General features: G+C 53.8%; 9 protein-coding genes and 1 pseudogene. All 10 read left to right on the top strand.

The window, feature by feature from the left end:
• Positions 1–48 precede the first annotated feature (48 nt).
• The 10 genes and pseudogenes from tssH (at position 49) to NYE92_RS05805 (ending at position 15,237) form a co-directional block, all read left to right on the top strand.
• Entirely contained in the window at positions 49–2,658 is a 2,610-nt protein-coding gene (tssH, locus tag NYE92_RS05850) for a type VI secretion system ATPase TssH (protein ID WP_015700022.1), read from the top strand.
• Between the two features lie 29 nt (positions 2,659–2,687).
• Positions 2,688–4,151 carry a serine/threonine protein kinase gene (locus tag NYE92_RS05845; RefSeq protein WP_259018711.1) on the top strand — a complete coding sequence of 488 codons (1,464 nt, stop codon included), beginning with the start codon at positions 2,688–2,690 and terminating at the stop codon, positions 4,149–4,151.
• An 11-nt stretch (positions 4,152–4,162) separates the two neighbouring features.
• Positions 4,163–6,727, top strand: a complete 2,565-nt coding sequence (locus tag NYE92_RS05840) for a type VI secretion system Vgr family protein (protein ID WP_259018710.1) — start codon at positions 4,163–4,165, stop codon at positions 6,725–6,727.
• On the top strand, positions 6,702–7,220 hold the full coding sequence (locus tag NYE92_RS05835; RefSeq protein ID WP_259018709.1) for a hypothetical protein: 519 nt from the start codon (positions 6,702–6,704) through the stop codon (positions 7,218–7,220). The genes NYE92_RS05840 and NYE92_RS05835 overlap by 26 nt, the downstream gene beginning before the upstream one ends.
• Positions 7,221–7,343: 123 nt before the next feature.
• Positions 7,344–8,159, top strand: coding sequence for a hypothetical protein (locus NYE92_RS05830; protein WP_259018708.1), 816 nt, complete (start codon positions 7,344–7,346; stop codon positions 8,157–8,159).
• Between the two features lie 12 nt (positions 8,160–8,171).
• Entirely contained in the window at positions 8,172–8,612 is a 441-nt protein-coding gene (locus NYE92_RS05825; RefSeq protein WP_022623326.1) for a DcrB-related protein, read from the top strand.
• 3 nt (positions 8,613–8,615) lie between these two features.
• Positions 8,616–13,052, top strand: coding sequence for an RHS repeat-associated core domain-containing protein (locus NYE92_RS05820; protein WP_259018707.1), 4,437 nt, complete (start codon positions 8,616–8,618; stop codon positions 13,050–13,052).
• Positions 13,053–13,358, top strand: coding sequence for a hypothetical protein (locus tag NYE92_RS05815; RefSeq protein WP_089517226.1), 306 nt, complete (start codon positions 13,053–13,055; stop codon positions 13,356–13,358).
• 389 nt (positions 13,359–13,747) lie between these two features.
• Positions 13,748–15,034: pseudogene (locus NYE92_RS05810) on the top strand (RHS repeat domain-containing protein); the annotation flags it as partial.
• On the top strand, positions 15,031–15,237 hold the full coding sequence (locus NYE92_RS05805) for a hypothetical protein (RefSeq protein ID WP_078828754.1): 207 nt from the start codon (positions 15,031–15,033) through the stop codon (positions 15,235–15,237). The pseudogene NYE92_RS05810 and the gene NYE92_RS05805, both read left to right, overlap by 4 nt.
• Positions 15,238–15,268: the final 31 nt, after the last annotated feature.

Raw genomic sequence — 15,268 nt, 5'->3', positions numbered from 1 at the left:
CCGCTTTCCCCGATAGTTAGCCCGCTTCTTTCAATAAAGAGAACCGATATGTCAGAGATCAGCCGTGCCGTGCTATTCGGCAAACTGGATACGCTGTTATTTACCTCGCTTGAGAGTGCGACCGCCTTTTGTAAACTGCGTGGCAACCCCTATGTTGAACTGGTGCACTGGTTGCATCAGCTCATGCAGCAGCAGGATGGCGATCTTCAGCAGGTGATTAAGCATTTTTCACTGGATGAAAACGCGCTGACGCGGGATATCGTCGCTGCACTGGACCGCCTGCCGCGCGGTGCGGGTGCGGTGTCCGATCTCGCAGAACACATCGACAGCGCCGTTGAGCGCGCCTGGGTTTATGCATCACTCAAATACGGTGCGACCCGCATTCGCGGTGGTCACCTGCTGATAGGTATGCTGAAGACCTTTACGCTCGCCAGCGTCCTGAAAGGCATTTCCCCCCAGTTTTCACGCGTGAACGCCGATGCTTTACTGGAGCAGTTCGATACCTTACTGGCGAACAGTAAAGAAGTTCAGCAGGCGCTGGTTCAGCCCGCAGGCGATGCTGCCGCCCCTCCGGCGGCGGGCGACAGCACGTTAGCGCAGTATGCGCAGGATCTGACCGCGCGAGCGCGCGACGGCAAAATCGACCCGGTTGCGGGCCGTGACGAAGAGATCCGCCAGATGGTGGATATCCTGATGCGCCGTCGCCAGAACAATCCATTACTCACCGGTGAAGCTGGCGTGGGTAAAACGGCGGTGGTAGAAGGGCTGGCGCTGCGCATTGCCGCCGGTGATGTACCGGCACCGCTTCGTGACGTGCAACTGTGGCTGCTGGATATTGGCATGTTGCAGGCAGGCGCCGGCATGAAAGGCGAATTCGAAGCGCGTTTACAGGCCCTGATTAACGAAGTGCAATCCAGCCCTACGCCGATTGTGTTATTCATTGATGAAATTCATACCCTGGTCGGTGCAGGCGGTCAGCAGGGCACAGGCGATGCCGCCAACCTGTTAAAGCCGGCCCTGGCGCGCGGACAGTTGCGCACGATTGGCGCAACGACCTGGGCGGAATACAAGAAATACATCGAAAAAGATCCTGCATTGACCCGCCGCTTCCAGACCGTTCAGGTGCAGGAGCCGGATGAAGCAAAAGCGATCCTGATGCTGCGCAGCACCGTGAGCGCGCTGGAAAAACACCATCAGGTGCTGTTACTGGATGAAGCCGTCAGCGCCGCCGTTAAGCTCTCTCACCGTTACATTCCTGCCCGCCAACTGCCGGATAAAGCCGTAGCCTTACTGGATACCGCCTGTGCACGCGTTGCCGTCAGCCAGGGCGCACAGCCTGCCGCGCTGGAAGACTGCCTGCACCGTCTGGCCGCGCTGGAAATCGAAGCGGAGATCGCCGAACGTGAAGTCAAAGTGGGGCTGGGTGATGAAACCCGCCAGGCCACTATTGCCGCCCAGCGCGCTGCCCTGGAAGCAGAGCGCGATGCGCTGGACGCCCGCTGGCAGCAGGAGCGTGAGCTGGTCGAACAGCTGATTGCCCTGCGCGCGCGTTGCGTGACCGAAGGCGAAACTTCCCTGCGCGAGCAGCTCGATGAAACCCGACAGAAGTTGCATGCGGTCCAGGGTGAAGCCCCGTTACTGTTTGCTGCCGTTGATGCCAGCGTCGTTGCCGCAGTGGTATCCGACTGGACCGGCATTCCGCTGGGCCGGATGGTGAAAAACGAAATTGACGCCGTGCTTAACCTCGCGGACACGCTGAATCAGCGCGTAATTGGGCAGCGTCACGGGCTGGATCTGATTGCCAAACGCGTTCGCACCTCACGCGCCCGACTGGACAATCCCAATAAACCGGTCGGTGTGTTTATGCTCTGTGGCCCGTCAGGCGTCGGGAAAACCGAAACCGCGCTGGCGCTGGCCGAATCGCTTTATGGTGGAGAGCAAAACATCATCACCATCAACATGAGCGAGTTCCAGGAAGCGCACACTGTTTCAACGCTGAAAGGTGCGCCTCCAGGCTATGTAGGTTACGGTGAAGGCGGTGTGCTGACGGAGGCCGTGCGTCGTCGTCCTTACAGCGTCGTGCTGCTGGATGAGATTGAGAAAGCGCATCCTGATGTGCATGAGCTGTTTTTCCAGGTGTTCGACAAAGGCTGGATGGAAGATGGAGAAGGGCGCCACATTGATTTCCGCAATACCATTATCATCCTCACCTCTAACGTCGGTACGCAACTGATCAGTGCGCTCTGTGCCGATCCGGAACTCATGCCGGATCCTGACGCGCTCAGCACCGCTTTACGTAAACCCTTACTGGAGGTGTTCCCGCCTGCACTGCTGGGCCGTCTGCTGGTGGTGCCTTACTATCCCCTCAGTGACGAGATGCTGGCAGAGATTGTTAAGCTGCAACTGGGGCGCATTGTTCGCCGCCTGGAAGAGAACCACGGTATTGAAGCCATTATTGACGATTCGGTCGTCAGCCAGATCGTGCAGCGTTGTACGGAAGTGGAGTCTGGAGGTCGCATGGTCGATGCCATCCTGACAAATACCCTGTTGCCGCAGATGAGCCAGATACTGCTCAGCGCCCATGCTCGTGATGAACGTTATCGTCGCGTGCAGGTCAGCTGTGATCAGGGCGAGTTTGTTTGCCAGTTTGCTGTCTAAAGCCGTTTGTTATCAGAGAGCTTTCGAATATGTCGGAAAATGATAATCACCAGAATGTACCCAATGCCCTCCCGATTGGTTACCGGTTTAATGAGTTTGAAATCAAAGATGTCATCGGCGGTGGCGGTTTCGGCATTGTCTATCGTGCCTGGGATCACCAACTGGAGCGCGATATCGCGATTAAAGAGTTTATGCCCGCGTCGCTGGCCGTGCGCAGCGACGACCTGAACCTGGTATTGCGGAGTGAGCGATTCAGTAAAACTTTCCATGCGGGCCTGAACAGCTTTATTCAGGAAGCCCGTCTGCTGGCACGTTTTAATCATCCGAACCTGCTTCACGTTCTGCGCTTTTGGGTGCAAAACGATACGGCCTATATGGGCACGGTGTTTTACAGCGGTACCACGCTGTCTAACATGCGTGAACGCCATCCCCATCTGATTGATGAGAACTGGATCCGTCGCCTGCTGCCACCGCTGCTGGGTGCCATCAAGACCATTCATGATGCGGGCTATCTGCACCGCGACATCTCGCTGGATAATATTCAAATCCAGAGCAATGGCGATCCGGTATTACTGGATTTCGGCTCCGCGCGCAAAACCATCGGTAACCTTTCTGATGAAAGTGAAACCATGCTGCGTCCGGGCTATGCGCCGATTGAACAGTACAGCGATAACGATGAAAGCGAACAGGGCGCGTGGACGGACATTTACGCGCTGGGTGCCGTGCTGCACACGTTAATTACTGGCGCACCGCCACCGGTCAGCGTGGTGCGCAGTATTGAAGATAATTATCAACCGCTCGTGCAACGCGCACCTGCGGGTTACAGCGCAACGCTACTGGCAGCGGTCGATAGCGCCTTGTCTCTTAAGCCGGAAGATCGTCCACAGAGCATTGATGCGTTTGCCGCCTCGATGGTACTGCCTGAGAAAGCACCCGAACCGCTGCCTGAAGTGAAGCACAGTGGGCCGGGTACCATGCTGGTACCGGTTCAGGAAGAGGATGAGGCGGCTGCCACTCCGGCAACACCGCTGAAAAAGCTGATGCGTAACCGCTTTGCTCTGCCGGGTCTGGTCGCTGCAGGTGTGCTGGTGGGGGTTTGCGTCGGTGTCCTGATGGCGGGCGGCGACAAAGAAGGTGATGCACCTGCCAATGTCGCACAGACCGAAACGGCCCCAGCCACTCAGGCACCGGCTGAACAACCTGCTGCAACGCCTGTGCAAACCCAGACCGCCCAGGCCGAGCCGGAAAAACCTCAGGAGCCGGTGGCACCACCGCCTGAACCTGTGGCGCAGGTTTATATTAAGCTCCAGCCCGGCGAGCGTGTTCAGGTGAATGGCAAGCCTCAGGCAGTGGTTCCGGCAGCCAATGGCTTTGCGGCGCTGCAGCTGGCACCCGGCAACTACACGTTTTCTGTAACAGGTCAGGGTGGCGAACGTGAACAAACGTTAACCATTAATCAGCAAGGCGTCTGGTTACTTGATCCCCATATTTAACAGGTATGTCTATGTTCTCACGTATTACTGTACAACTTCCCGCACAAGGACTGCTGTTCCGACGTCTGAGCGGCAGCGAAGCGCTGTCCCAGTCGTTCGTGCTGCAAGCGGAGCTGCTCTCCACCGACGCGCGCATTGATCGTAAGTCGTTGCTGGGCAAGCCGGTCACTTTCACGCTGCCGACGGATGGTCTGCTGAGCGCGGTGAATCCGCGCTACATCAACGGCAAAATTACTCAGATAGGCGTGCGCAGCGAGGAGCTGGGCGGCGTGCGCTACGCCGTTTACGGGCTGACGGTGGAGTCGGATCTGTGGCCGATGAAGCGCGACCGCAACCTGCGCATCTTCCAGAGCCAGACGGTGCCGCAGATTGTGCAGACGCTGCTGAAGGAGTACGGAGTGAACGTGGAAACGCGCCTGGCGGGAAGCTACCGGGTGTGGGAATACTGCGTGCAGTATCAGGAGAGCAGCTTCGACTTTATCAGCCGGCTGATGGAGCTGGAGGGGATGTACTACTTCTTCCGTCACGAGGCGGACAAGCACACGCTGGTGCTGTGCGACGCGCCGGACCAGCATCAGGCGTTCCCGGGCTACGAAACGATAGCCTACCACGTGACGCCGTCGGGCGGCAGCGTGACGGAAGAGGGCGTGAGCCAGTGGGCGCTGTCGGAAAGCGTGACGCCGGGGATGTACAGCACGGACGACTACGACTTCCGCAAGCCGAACGCGTGGATGCTGCAGGCGCGGCAGAACCCGGTGTCGCCGACCCCGGGCTCGGTGGACGTGTACGACTGGCCGGGTCGCTTCGTGGAGCACGGTCACGGCGAATACTACGCGCGTATCCGCCAGGAGGTGTGGCAGGTGGAGCACCACATGGTGAGTGGGAGCGGCACGGCGACGGGCATCGCGCCGGGCTACACTTTCGCGCTGCTGAACGCGCCGCACTTCAGCGACAACGGCAAATACCTGGTGACGTCGGCGCACTACGACTTTGAAGAGAACAGCTACGCGAGCGGCGACGTGGGCGCCACGCGGCACAACATCGACTTCACGGTGCTGCCGGCGGCGGTGACGTACCGTGCGAAGCCGGAGACGCCGTGGCCGAAGACGCACGGCCCGCAGACGGCGAAGGTGGTGGGGCCGAAAGGCGAGAGCATCTGGACGGACAAATACGGCCGGGTGAAGGTGAAGTTCCACTGGGACCGTCTGGCGAAGGGTGACGACACGAGTTCGTGCTGGGTGCGCGTATCGAGTGCCTGGGCGGGTCAGGGCTTCGGCGGGGTGCAGATCCCGCGCGTCAACGATGAGGTTGTCGTGGACTTCATCAATGGCGATCCAGATCGTCCGTTGATCATTGGCCGCGTTTATAACGAAGCCAGTATGCCGCCATGGGCACTACCGGCTGCCGCCACACAAATGGGCTTTCTGAGTCGCTCGAAAGACGGCACTGCGGATACCGCGAACGCATTACGCTTTGAGGATAAGGCGGGCGAGGAGCATTTGTGGATCCAGGCGCAGAAGAACATGGATACCAACGTCAAAAATGACGAAACGCACAGCGTTGGTGGAGAACGAAGCCACTATGTTGCTAAAAATGAGCTGCATAGGGTTGAAGCGAATCAGAGTCAGGCTGTAAAAGGCGGAACCGAAATCCTGACTGGCCAGGGTAAAGTTGATGCCGTAGTTGAACAGTATGTTCTGGCGTCGGGAACACAGTTGAGGCTTGTTTCTGGTGAAAGTGCTATCGAGCTCAATGCCAACGGAACAATAAATCTTATCGGAAAAGATTTTAACTTCTTTGTTGAGAACGATGGACATATTACGACGGGTGGCAAACTGAATCTGAATACGTCGGGTGCTAAACCTGGCACAAGTGCGCCGGGTGCAGGCCACAAAGGCGATATTGATGCGGCCGTACAGGAGAAATTTACGCCGGGAAAGCCTGATACGGCAGGTGCGCTGGCAAGCGCACCTGCCGACGCTTCAAATAATGTGGCTAATCCCACGCGTGTTAAAACATCCTCTTTTAGCGGTTATGGCAAAGATGTCGATAATTTGGTTGAGAAATCACCTACCATGAAACAGGATATCACTACACTGAAAAAGCGCGGATGGGTGTTTAAAGAAGGTGAGGCGGGCAAGGGGACTTCAGCGGATCGTCAGGGCCGCATCATAACCGTCGATAAAAGCCAGATGAATAACGCCGCTAAAGTCGTCCAGTCGCTGTCACATGAGAGTGGGCATGCACTTTATAAACCCAATATTGATCTGAGTTCTAAGAATAGTTATCTGAACAGTACACTCAGTGATGAAGGCGCTGCCACACTAAATAATATTCGTGTACAGCGTGAAATCATTGCTAATCAGGGGGGAGACATCGGTATAGCCGGTAATGCTGCGAATCAGAAGGATTACAACAGTATCTTCGACTCCTTGCAAAAAGGTGACATAACTGAGAGTGACGCAAGAATGAAAATTGGGCGCATCTTTGGAAAGGGTGAACAGACCTCCACCACTAAGGAGTTTTACGAAGATTATTATGGAGGTTGGTATGATAAAAATTACCCGTCAAAGTAAACTATCAGTCATATTAGTGGCAGGTTTTTTTATAAGCGGATTAGTGGAAGCAAAGATGCAAGCAAATGATATATGGAGTTTTGTCACTCAGATGAGTTCCAGTGTGAAAAGTTTGTCTGTGCAAGCTATTCACAATGCCCCAATGGCGTTCACATTAAAAAGTCAGAATGAATATATCAATTTTTACAGCGCTGACCGGGTCAGGCTTAACGATGCTTCTTTGATTAGCGATATCGAGTTGCGCTTGAGTAAAACCCCTGACGGAATGGCTCCCTTTCTGAGTTTTTCGCCACAAGGGAAATGCATTACACTTAATGACATAAAAAAACATTATCAGGCTATCCGGTTAACGGATTATCCACGCGGACAGTCTGAAAATGAGCTCACCAGCTACACATCATCCCCTGATGCCAACGGGCAGGTTATCACCTTTTCGTTCACGGCTAAAAATCCGGACTGCCTGAGTAGAGTCATTATTACCACTGAAGACTAAAGAGACTCGTTCTCAGTAATAACCGTCAGGCACAACACTCAGCAGCAATTTTTTCCCTGTTCGATTATCTTGCTCGAATGCCCCTCTCTCATTAGAAGATATATGACGTTAATCAGGTTTTTTTTGGCACTGGCGTTTTTGCTAACATCCGTTTTAAGCGAGGCAAATACGGTGCCGACAGTATCAGCGCCTCCACTTAGCAATAACGATTTCTCGGTCCTGCTAAACGACTACGCTTTCACCCCCGGCGACGCATGGAACAACCAAAGCTTCATACGCGCAGGCAAAGCCCTGAGTTCCGTTGTGGCCGGAGAAGTCGTCATCAATGAGCAGCGGTACAACTATTACCAACATACCTATGAAGGCTTTCAGTTATTCAGCGCGACGGCGGTAAGAAACGCCAGCCATGCAATTCTGGCAGAGATCCTATTGGACGGTGCCAGCGTGCCGACGGCTCGTAACATAATCGTCGGCGATAGCGTGGAACAGGTTCAGAAAGCCTATGGACCCGGAAAAGAAGATAACAGTGATAATCAGCAGTGGCTTATCTATAAGATGGGTGAGAAGCAGTTGATGTTCGAAATTGACCAGCAAAAAGTCAGCCACATTATGTTGAATACCACCATGAGTGCAGAGCAACATGAAGTCAGCGCTGATCAGGCTATCGCCTTAGCGACGAACGCGATTCATACTTATCACCTCACCGCGCTTGATGATCAATGTCTGAGATACGACCTGGATGACACCAGTGAGAAGGCGTTCTACATCATCACGGTTCGTGAAGACAACCATGACGTCAGTTGCGGCGGGGACCCGGATATTTCTCCCCGGCTTTTTGATATCAAAGTTGCCCGTGATAACACACAGATACTCACAAATGCCGATAACGCGGATGGCGATTATCGTAGCCTGGTTCCACCCGCCACAAACAATCAATAAAACGGACATCCTATGAATTATCAGTTTAATGAAGGCGCTTTTGCGCTGTTTCCTGCTGCCTGGCAGGACACAACCATGAATATTTTGCGGGATGACGCCAGCGGACTGGCATTAGTGGTGAGCCGTGGTGTGATTCCTGAAGACAGCGATGCGGAAAAAGAGTTTCAGCGCCAGTGGGACACGTTGCGCAGCCAGATGGGCCATATTCAGCAGACGGAATTTGTTCGGGTTACGGCTGGCGCGGATAACGCTTTGCGTGCGCTAGAAGTTGAAACCGCCTTCGATCGTAACGGACAAGCCGTGTGGCAGCGACAGTTGGCGACCCGGGTTCCGGATAGCAACATCTTAATGATTTTTACCCTCTCCGCGATGCGCGCTTTCAATGAAGAAGACGGCCAGCGTTGGAATGCCTTCAAACAAAGCCTGAGTCTGAACAATCCACGGAAAGCATAAGCTATGGATAACCGTGCGGCCCGCGTGGGCGATGAGATCATTCATTCCAGCATTTTCGCTGATATCACCAGTATTGTCGCTGAGGGCGCAGCCTACGCGGTGATCGGTGCGGCGGTCGGTGCGGCAGCAGCAGCAGCAGCACCATTGCTGGGGGCAGGAATGGCTGCGGCAGGCGTCGCAGCCATTGGTTCCAGCTGTCTGCTCAGCGGCATTATTGGCGGTGTATTAGCGAATGCTGCGGGCATTTCGGATGACATCACTAAAGCGGCCGATGGGCTGGGAGACATGATATTCCCGCCTTCTCCAGCCGGTGTGATCGCCAGCGGATCAGAGAATGTTCACGTGAATGGTCTTTTAGCTGCACGCGCGGCCGGGATGCTTACGCCCGGAGATACGCCGCCACCGGAACCGCAATCGCCCAAGAGTTTCGCAGACTATGGCGGCATGCTGCTCTCTGCGGTGGGTCAGTTTGGCAGTGCAATGTGGCAACCCACGGTAGCCTCCGCCGACGCTGGCACCTCTCCGCTGGAACAGGACAAAGTGGCCTGTGAAAAGCACAGCGCACCGCAATATCTGGCGCAGGGATCGAAAAGCGTCTTTATCAATGGCCAGCCTGCGGTGCGCGCAAAGGATAAAACCACCTGTGATGCCACCGTGAGTGACGATGTTTCCCCCAATGTCATCATTGGTGGTGAAACCGTCACAGTAAGAGAGATTAAAAGTGGCAAGGTGCCAGGTCTGGCCGTGATGATGATCGGCCTTTCCCTGATTCGTGGTCGGCCCAGCCAGATTCTGAAAAACATGCCCTGCGCACTTGCTGGCGCGGTCGGTGGGATGATGGCGGATATGGCGATCAACGCCGCCTTCTCATCGCTGTTTCCGGTTCATGCCTCCACGGGCGTCAAAGTGCTTAATGATGATGCCGAGCGCGATTTCTCCCTTCCTGGCCGCTTCCCGCTCAGTTTCCAGCGTAGCTATAACAGCCTGACCCAGCGCAGCGGATTATTTGGTCTGGGCTGGGCGACGGTGTTTGACAGCTATATAACGCTGGATGGCAATCAGGCGACCTGGTTTGATGACAACGGGCGCGAGTTGAGCTTTGCGGTTCCCGGTGAAAAAGAGGTGCTCTACAGCATCAGCGAAGGGCTGATGGTAAGGCGCAACGAACTGGGTGATATCGCCATTGCCGACGACGACGGTGCGGTATGGCGTCTGTACAGACGTACGGCCGCAGATCCGCAAGTGCTGCGGCTGGCTTCACTGAGCGACGAATACGGCAATGCGCTGGAGATGGGCTGGGACGAACAGGCTCGCCTGGTGCGCATTCATGACGCGCCGCTGGCCATTGACGTTACCCTGCATTACGACGACAAACAGCATGCACAGCGCCCGACCTCGGCCAGTCACTTTGATGGTGAGCAGCACTGGCCATTAACGCTCTGGACTTACAATGAACAGGGCCAGCTTGCCAGCGTCACCGATGCCGCAGGTGTTGTCTCGCGGCGCTTCCGTTACAACGATGACGGGTTAATGATCTGGCATCAACTGCCGGGCGGGCTGGAAAGCGAATATCGCTGGCAGAAGCTGGATCACTGGCGCGTCGTTGAAAACCGCACCAATACCGGTGACGGCTGCCATATGCATTATGATCTTGATGCTGGCATCACGCGCGTATCGACCTATGACGGTCAGCAGCGCGAACATCACTGGAATGCTGCAGGGCTTATCACCTGCTTTATTGATGAGCGGGGCGAGACCTGGCGCTATGAGTGGGATGAAAACGAACTCCTGACGCGCCGTATCGATCCGCTGGGTAATGCGGTGAGCTTCACCTATGACGATCTCGGCAACCGTGTAGAAGAGAAAGATGCGGACGGCGGTGTAAAGGCGGTGCAATGGCTGTCACACCGTTCTCTGCCCACGGTCGTTGCCGGGGCTGACGGTGCCACCACGAAATACTATTACGATCCCCATCATGGCCTTGAGCGCGTGGTTGATGCGCTCGGGCAGAGTACCTTCTATAAGCGGGATGAGTTTGGGCTGGTTGTCGAAGAGATTGACGCGGCAGGCAACAACTATCGTCGTGAATTCAATGATGCCGGCCAGGTTATCCGCGAAACAGACTGTTCAGGGCTGACGACGCGCTACCGCTATCATCCCCTTGGCTGGCTCAGTTGTGTGACCGCGCCGGATGGTGAAGAAACCCGGTATCACTATGATGCTGCGGGCCGTCCTGTTCTGCTGGAGCGGGCAGAGGGCTGGGAAGAGCGATTGCGCTGGAGCGACAACGGCCTGCCACTGGCCCACGAGTCAGCGGATGGTAAACGTAGTGAATTCCGCTACGACAACGTCGGGCGCTTAATCGCCAACCGTAATGCCCAGGGCGAGACGGTTCAGCGCAGCTGGGACAGCCGTGGTCGGTTGACGGCGCTGCAAAACGAGAACGGCGAGCAGTATCAGTTCGAGTGGGGCGCAGATTCCCTGTTGCTGGCCCAGGTTGGGCTGGATGGTGTTGCTACACGATATGACTATGATGCGGCGGGCCGCACGGTATCACGCACCTTTGCCGCCGGACATCCTCAGTCCATTACCCATCGCTATCACTGGAGCCGGGCGGGGCAACTGCTGGCACGGACCACGCCGGAAGGCCAGACGCGCTATCACTACAGCGGTGGTGGGCAGTTAAGTAAAGTGTCGCAGCATCTGCCGCTGTCTGACACCGAGTGGAGCCAGCAGGCCGAGCAGGAGATTGCGTTTACCTATGATGCGCTGGGCCGCATCGTAGGTGAGCAGGGTGAACAGGGCGCGCTGGCCTGGGATTACGACGCGCTGGGTAACTGCACGGCCTTAACCCTGCCGGATGATCGCAACCTGAAGCAGCTTTACTACGGCAGCGGCCATTTACTGAGCATCGCGCTGGACAACCTGCCGGTCACTGAGTTTACCCGTGACACATTGCATCGGGAACTCAGCCGCACGCAGGGCGGCCTGACCACGCGCAGTGAGTATGACCGGTTGGGCAGGCTGCGCCGCCGTGACGTTTTCAAAGGTGAAGCACAGCGTCCTGCGCCGCGCGTCTGGTCCCGCCGACGCGACTTCGATTACGGCAACAATCTAATCCGTGAAGAGCGCGACGATAATCCGTTCAGCCAGACATTATGGCACTACGATAACGCCGGTCGGCTGCTGTCTCAGGAAGGCGCGCAGCCGGGTAATGAGCAGTGGCGCTGGGATGGCGCAGGCAACCCGCTGGATCGCCATGCCGCTTCCCACATCATGCATAACCGCGTCACTGAACTGAACGGTATCCGCTGGCAGTACGACATTCATGGCCGCACCACCGAAAAGGATGACGGCCAGACCCGCTGGCGCTACCGTTACGATGGTGAGCACCGCCTGACGGACGTCATCAGCGAACCGCGGGACCGCAATAAGCCACGCACTAAGGTGAGCTTCCGCTATGATCCGCTGGGGCGACGCATCAGTAAAACCCGCCAGCAACTGTTACAGGGCAGGCCGTCTGGCAAGGCCGTCACAACGCGCTTTGTCTGGGAAGGCTATCGTCTGCTGCAGGAAATCCACGACGATACTCCGCTTACCTATGTCTACAGCGACAGCCAGAGTTATGAACCGCTGGCCCGTATAGATGGCGTGGAAAGCCCGGAGATATTCTGGTTCCACTGCGCCGCTAACGGCACGCCGGAACTGCTGACCGACGTTGAAGGGCAGAAAACCTGGGAAGGTGTGAACAGCCCATGGGGCAAACTGCTGCGCGAGTCTAACCAGCGAATTCCGGTGGTGGAGCAGAATCTGCGTATGCAGGGCCAGTACCTGGATCGTGAAACCGGGCTGCACTATAATTTGTTCCGTTATTATGATCCGGACAGCGGCCGGTTTACGCAGCATGACCCGATAGGTCTGGCTGGCGGGATAAACCTTTACCAGTATGCCCCGAATGCGCTGGGCTGGGTGGATCCGTTGGGGTTGAGTAGTTATGACATACTAATGGGTAAAATCGCTCGAGGAGATCTTGATTTCTCGACTACAAAAGATGGCGCGGTATTTTGGTCTGGTCCAAATATGAGAACAGCCCAACAATGGGCTATTTCAAATGGTAAAACGACCCTCGAGCAAACCTCAGGAGGAAAATACTTAGATGGACTTAACCTCTTTGGGAAAGGAAGCGGGATGACAGGTAAACAAGCGGCGGAGATCTGGGACGCTGCATCTGTCAAGTTTGCAGAAAATGCATCGGGCAAGGTCCATGTATTCGGTACTGGAGCAAAAAAAATGAATGATTTTGGTAGCATTCGAACTTGGTGGCGAATAGAAAAACCAGCTTTGATTGCTAATAATAAAATTACTGAGGTGGTCCGCCTTAAGAAAAATGGTACGCCATCTAAATTTGGTCACATCCGTAAGTGTAGAGGGACGGCATAAATGAACAAAGAGGAAATGGCATATATAAAGGAATTGAAGAATGATGATTCCGCTTATTCATACCAAGATGATGAACTTGGACTCATCCGAATGAAAATTATCTATAGAGGCGAACGATTGTATTTACAAGTTGAAGACAGAGCCATGATATGTGTTATATCTGCTAGAGACTCAATGTTGAGTAAGAAAAGCTTAAAAAAATGGGACTCTGGCGATAAGGTAAATATAAATGAAGTCGACTTTCTGTGTGAGAAAATCAAAAAATATTATGCTAAATCATATTCAGAAGAGTTAGTTATCGTTTAGAAAATTAATTTTATTAGCTGGGGTTTTCGATGATATTGCTTTATATTTGAAGAGCGGTCGTGGCGTTTTCTATTGTTGTGATATCTGACAATGATCGAATTAATGATATTTAAAGTATATGAATCTTATTAGTGTTCTTAAAATAAAACATAAGCTTTTAATTCTTATGTTTTTTTGTTAAGGTGAGGGTGCTTTTTGTCTATGACAAAAAATTAGTTTTGTGTTCAAATATGTATTCTAATGAAATTAATTAGGCTCTTTACCTTAATCATGTTGGTATGATCGTAAGTTTTTTTTTAAAGTTATATTATCTGGATTAAAATGCATTCAATTTCCTATGCTGCATGTCTTTTGTATAGTAATTAAAGTACTTATCCGCTTTTAGGAACAATAACGCCGGTCGGCTGCTGTCTCAGGAAGGCGCGCAGCCGGGTAATGAGCAGTGGCGCTGGGATGGCGCAGGCAACCCGCTGGATCGCCATGCCGCTTCCCACATCATGCATAACCGCGTCACTGAACTGAACGGTATCCGCTGGCAGTACGACATTCATGGCCGCACCACCGAAAAGGATGACGGCCAGACCCGCTGGCGCTACCGTTACGATGGTGAGCACCGCCTGACGGACGTCATCAGCGAACCGCGGGACCGCAATAAGCCACGCACTAAGGTGAGCTTCCGCTATGATCCGCTGGGGCGACGCATCAGTAAAACCCGCCAGCAGCTGTTACAGGGGAGACCATCTGGCAACGCCGTCACGACGCGCTTTGTCTGGGAAGGCTACCGCCTGCTGCAGGAGATCCATGACGGCATTCCGCTGACCTACGTTTACAGCGACAGCCAGAGCTATGAGCCGCTGGCCCGTATTAATGGCGTGGAAAGCCCGGAGATATTCTGGTTTCACTGCGCGGCAAACGGGACGCCGGAACTGCTGACCGACGTTGAAGGCCAGAAAACCTGGGAAGGTGTGAACAGCCCATGGGGCAAACTGCTGCGCGAGTCTAACCAGCGAATTCCGGTGGTGGAGCAGAATCTGCGTATGCAGGGCCAGTACCTGGATCGTGAAACCGGGCTGCACTATAATTTGTTCCGTTATTATGATCCGGACAGCGGCCGGTTTACGCAGCATGACCCGATAGGGCTGGCGGGCGGGATTAACCTTTACCAGTATGCGCCGAATGCGCTGGGCTGGGTGGATCCGTTGGGGTTGTCAAGGCGCTGTAAAACAGATAAAAAGCCTAATAAACCTGATTTTTATGTTGGTCCAGCTGGGCCGAGTGCAACAATGCCTTCTACTGCTTATCGTTACATGAGCACAAAATTTGCCAAACAAACAATGAAAAGTAAGTCAGGTCCGTTAAGTTATTTTGGATTCACAAAATTTAAAACGGGACCTCAAGTGAGAGACGCTTACCAAATATTTTACGAGAAAGGAAACCCTGATTCTTGGAGTGATGCTCGACTTTTAGGTGAGTTTGATACATTACAACTTTATAAAGATGGAGTACCTCAGGTTAGAGTTCCACTTGCTAATGGTGACAAAGGACCTGGATATGAACTTTTCACAAGTGCTTATCCTGAGTATGGGAGAGGTGGAGAGTTACAATTATTGCCTATTGAAAAAGGCTATTCTGTATCATTTGATAAGGTCAGTATACTCCCGGAGAAAATGCCATGACAGAAAAAAAACTAAGAGAGAATCTTATGTATTTAATAAATAAATATATTCCAGAAAAAGAAAGGGGGTATTTTTATGAGCTTATATCAAGGGATGATGTTCCTGTGAAGGGCATTTTGGCAGACTTCAATAAAATAAAAAAAGTTACTGTTGAAAAAAAAGATGGTGATTTGATTAGCGACATTTATTTCAACTTTTGCTGAGATTTTCGGGGGAGGGCGATCCCCCATTTTT

The organism is Pantoea sp. B566 (assembly GCF_024793925.1).
Lineage (GTDB): Bacteria > Pseudomonadota > Gammaproteobacteria > Enterobacterales > Enterobacteriaceae > Pantoea > Pantoea ananatis.
This window is presented reverse-complemented; position numbering and strand designations above follow the sequence as displayed.

What these genes read in the sequence shown, in the direction of transcription:
- NYE92_RS05840 (WP_259018710.1), top strand. Translation starts at nt 4,163, where the DNA reads ATGTTCTCACGTATTACTGTACAACTTCCCGCACAAGGACTGCTGTTC.
- NYE92_RS05805 (WP_078828754.1), top strand. Translation starts at nt 15,031, where the DNA reads ATGACAGAAAAAAAACTAAGAGAGAATCTTATGTATTTAATAAATAAA.
- NYE92_RS05845 (WP_259018711.1), top strand. Translation starts at nt 2,688, where the DNA reads ATGTCGGAAAATGATAATCACCAGAATGTACCCAATGCCCTCCCGATT.
- tssH (WP_015700022.1), top strand. Translation starts at nt 49, where the DNA reads ATGTCAGAGATCAGCCGTGCCGTGCTATTCGGCAAACTGGATACGCTG.
- NYE92_RS05820 (WP_259018707.1), top strand. Translation starts at nt 8,616, where the DNA reads ATGGATAACCGTGCGGCCCGCGTGGGCGATGAGATCATTCATTCCAGC.
- NYE92_RS05825 (WP_022623326.1), top strand. Translation starts at nt 8,172, where the DNA reads ATGAATTATCAGTTTAATGAAGGCGCTTTTGCGCTGTTTCCTGCTGCC.
- NYE92_RS05815 (WP_089517226.1), top strand. Translation starts at nt 13,053, where the DNA reads ATGAACAAAGAGGAAATGGCATATATAAAGGAATTGAAGAATGATGAT.
- NYE92_RS05835 (WP_259018709.1), top strand. Translation starts at nt 6,702, where the DNA reads ATGATAAAAATTACCCGTCAAAGTAAACTATCAGTCATATTAGTGGCA.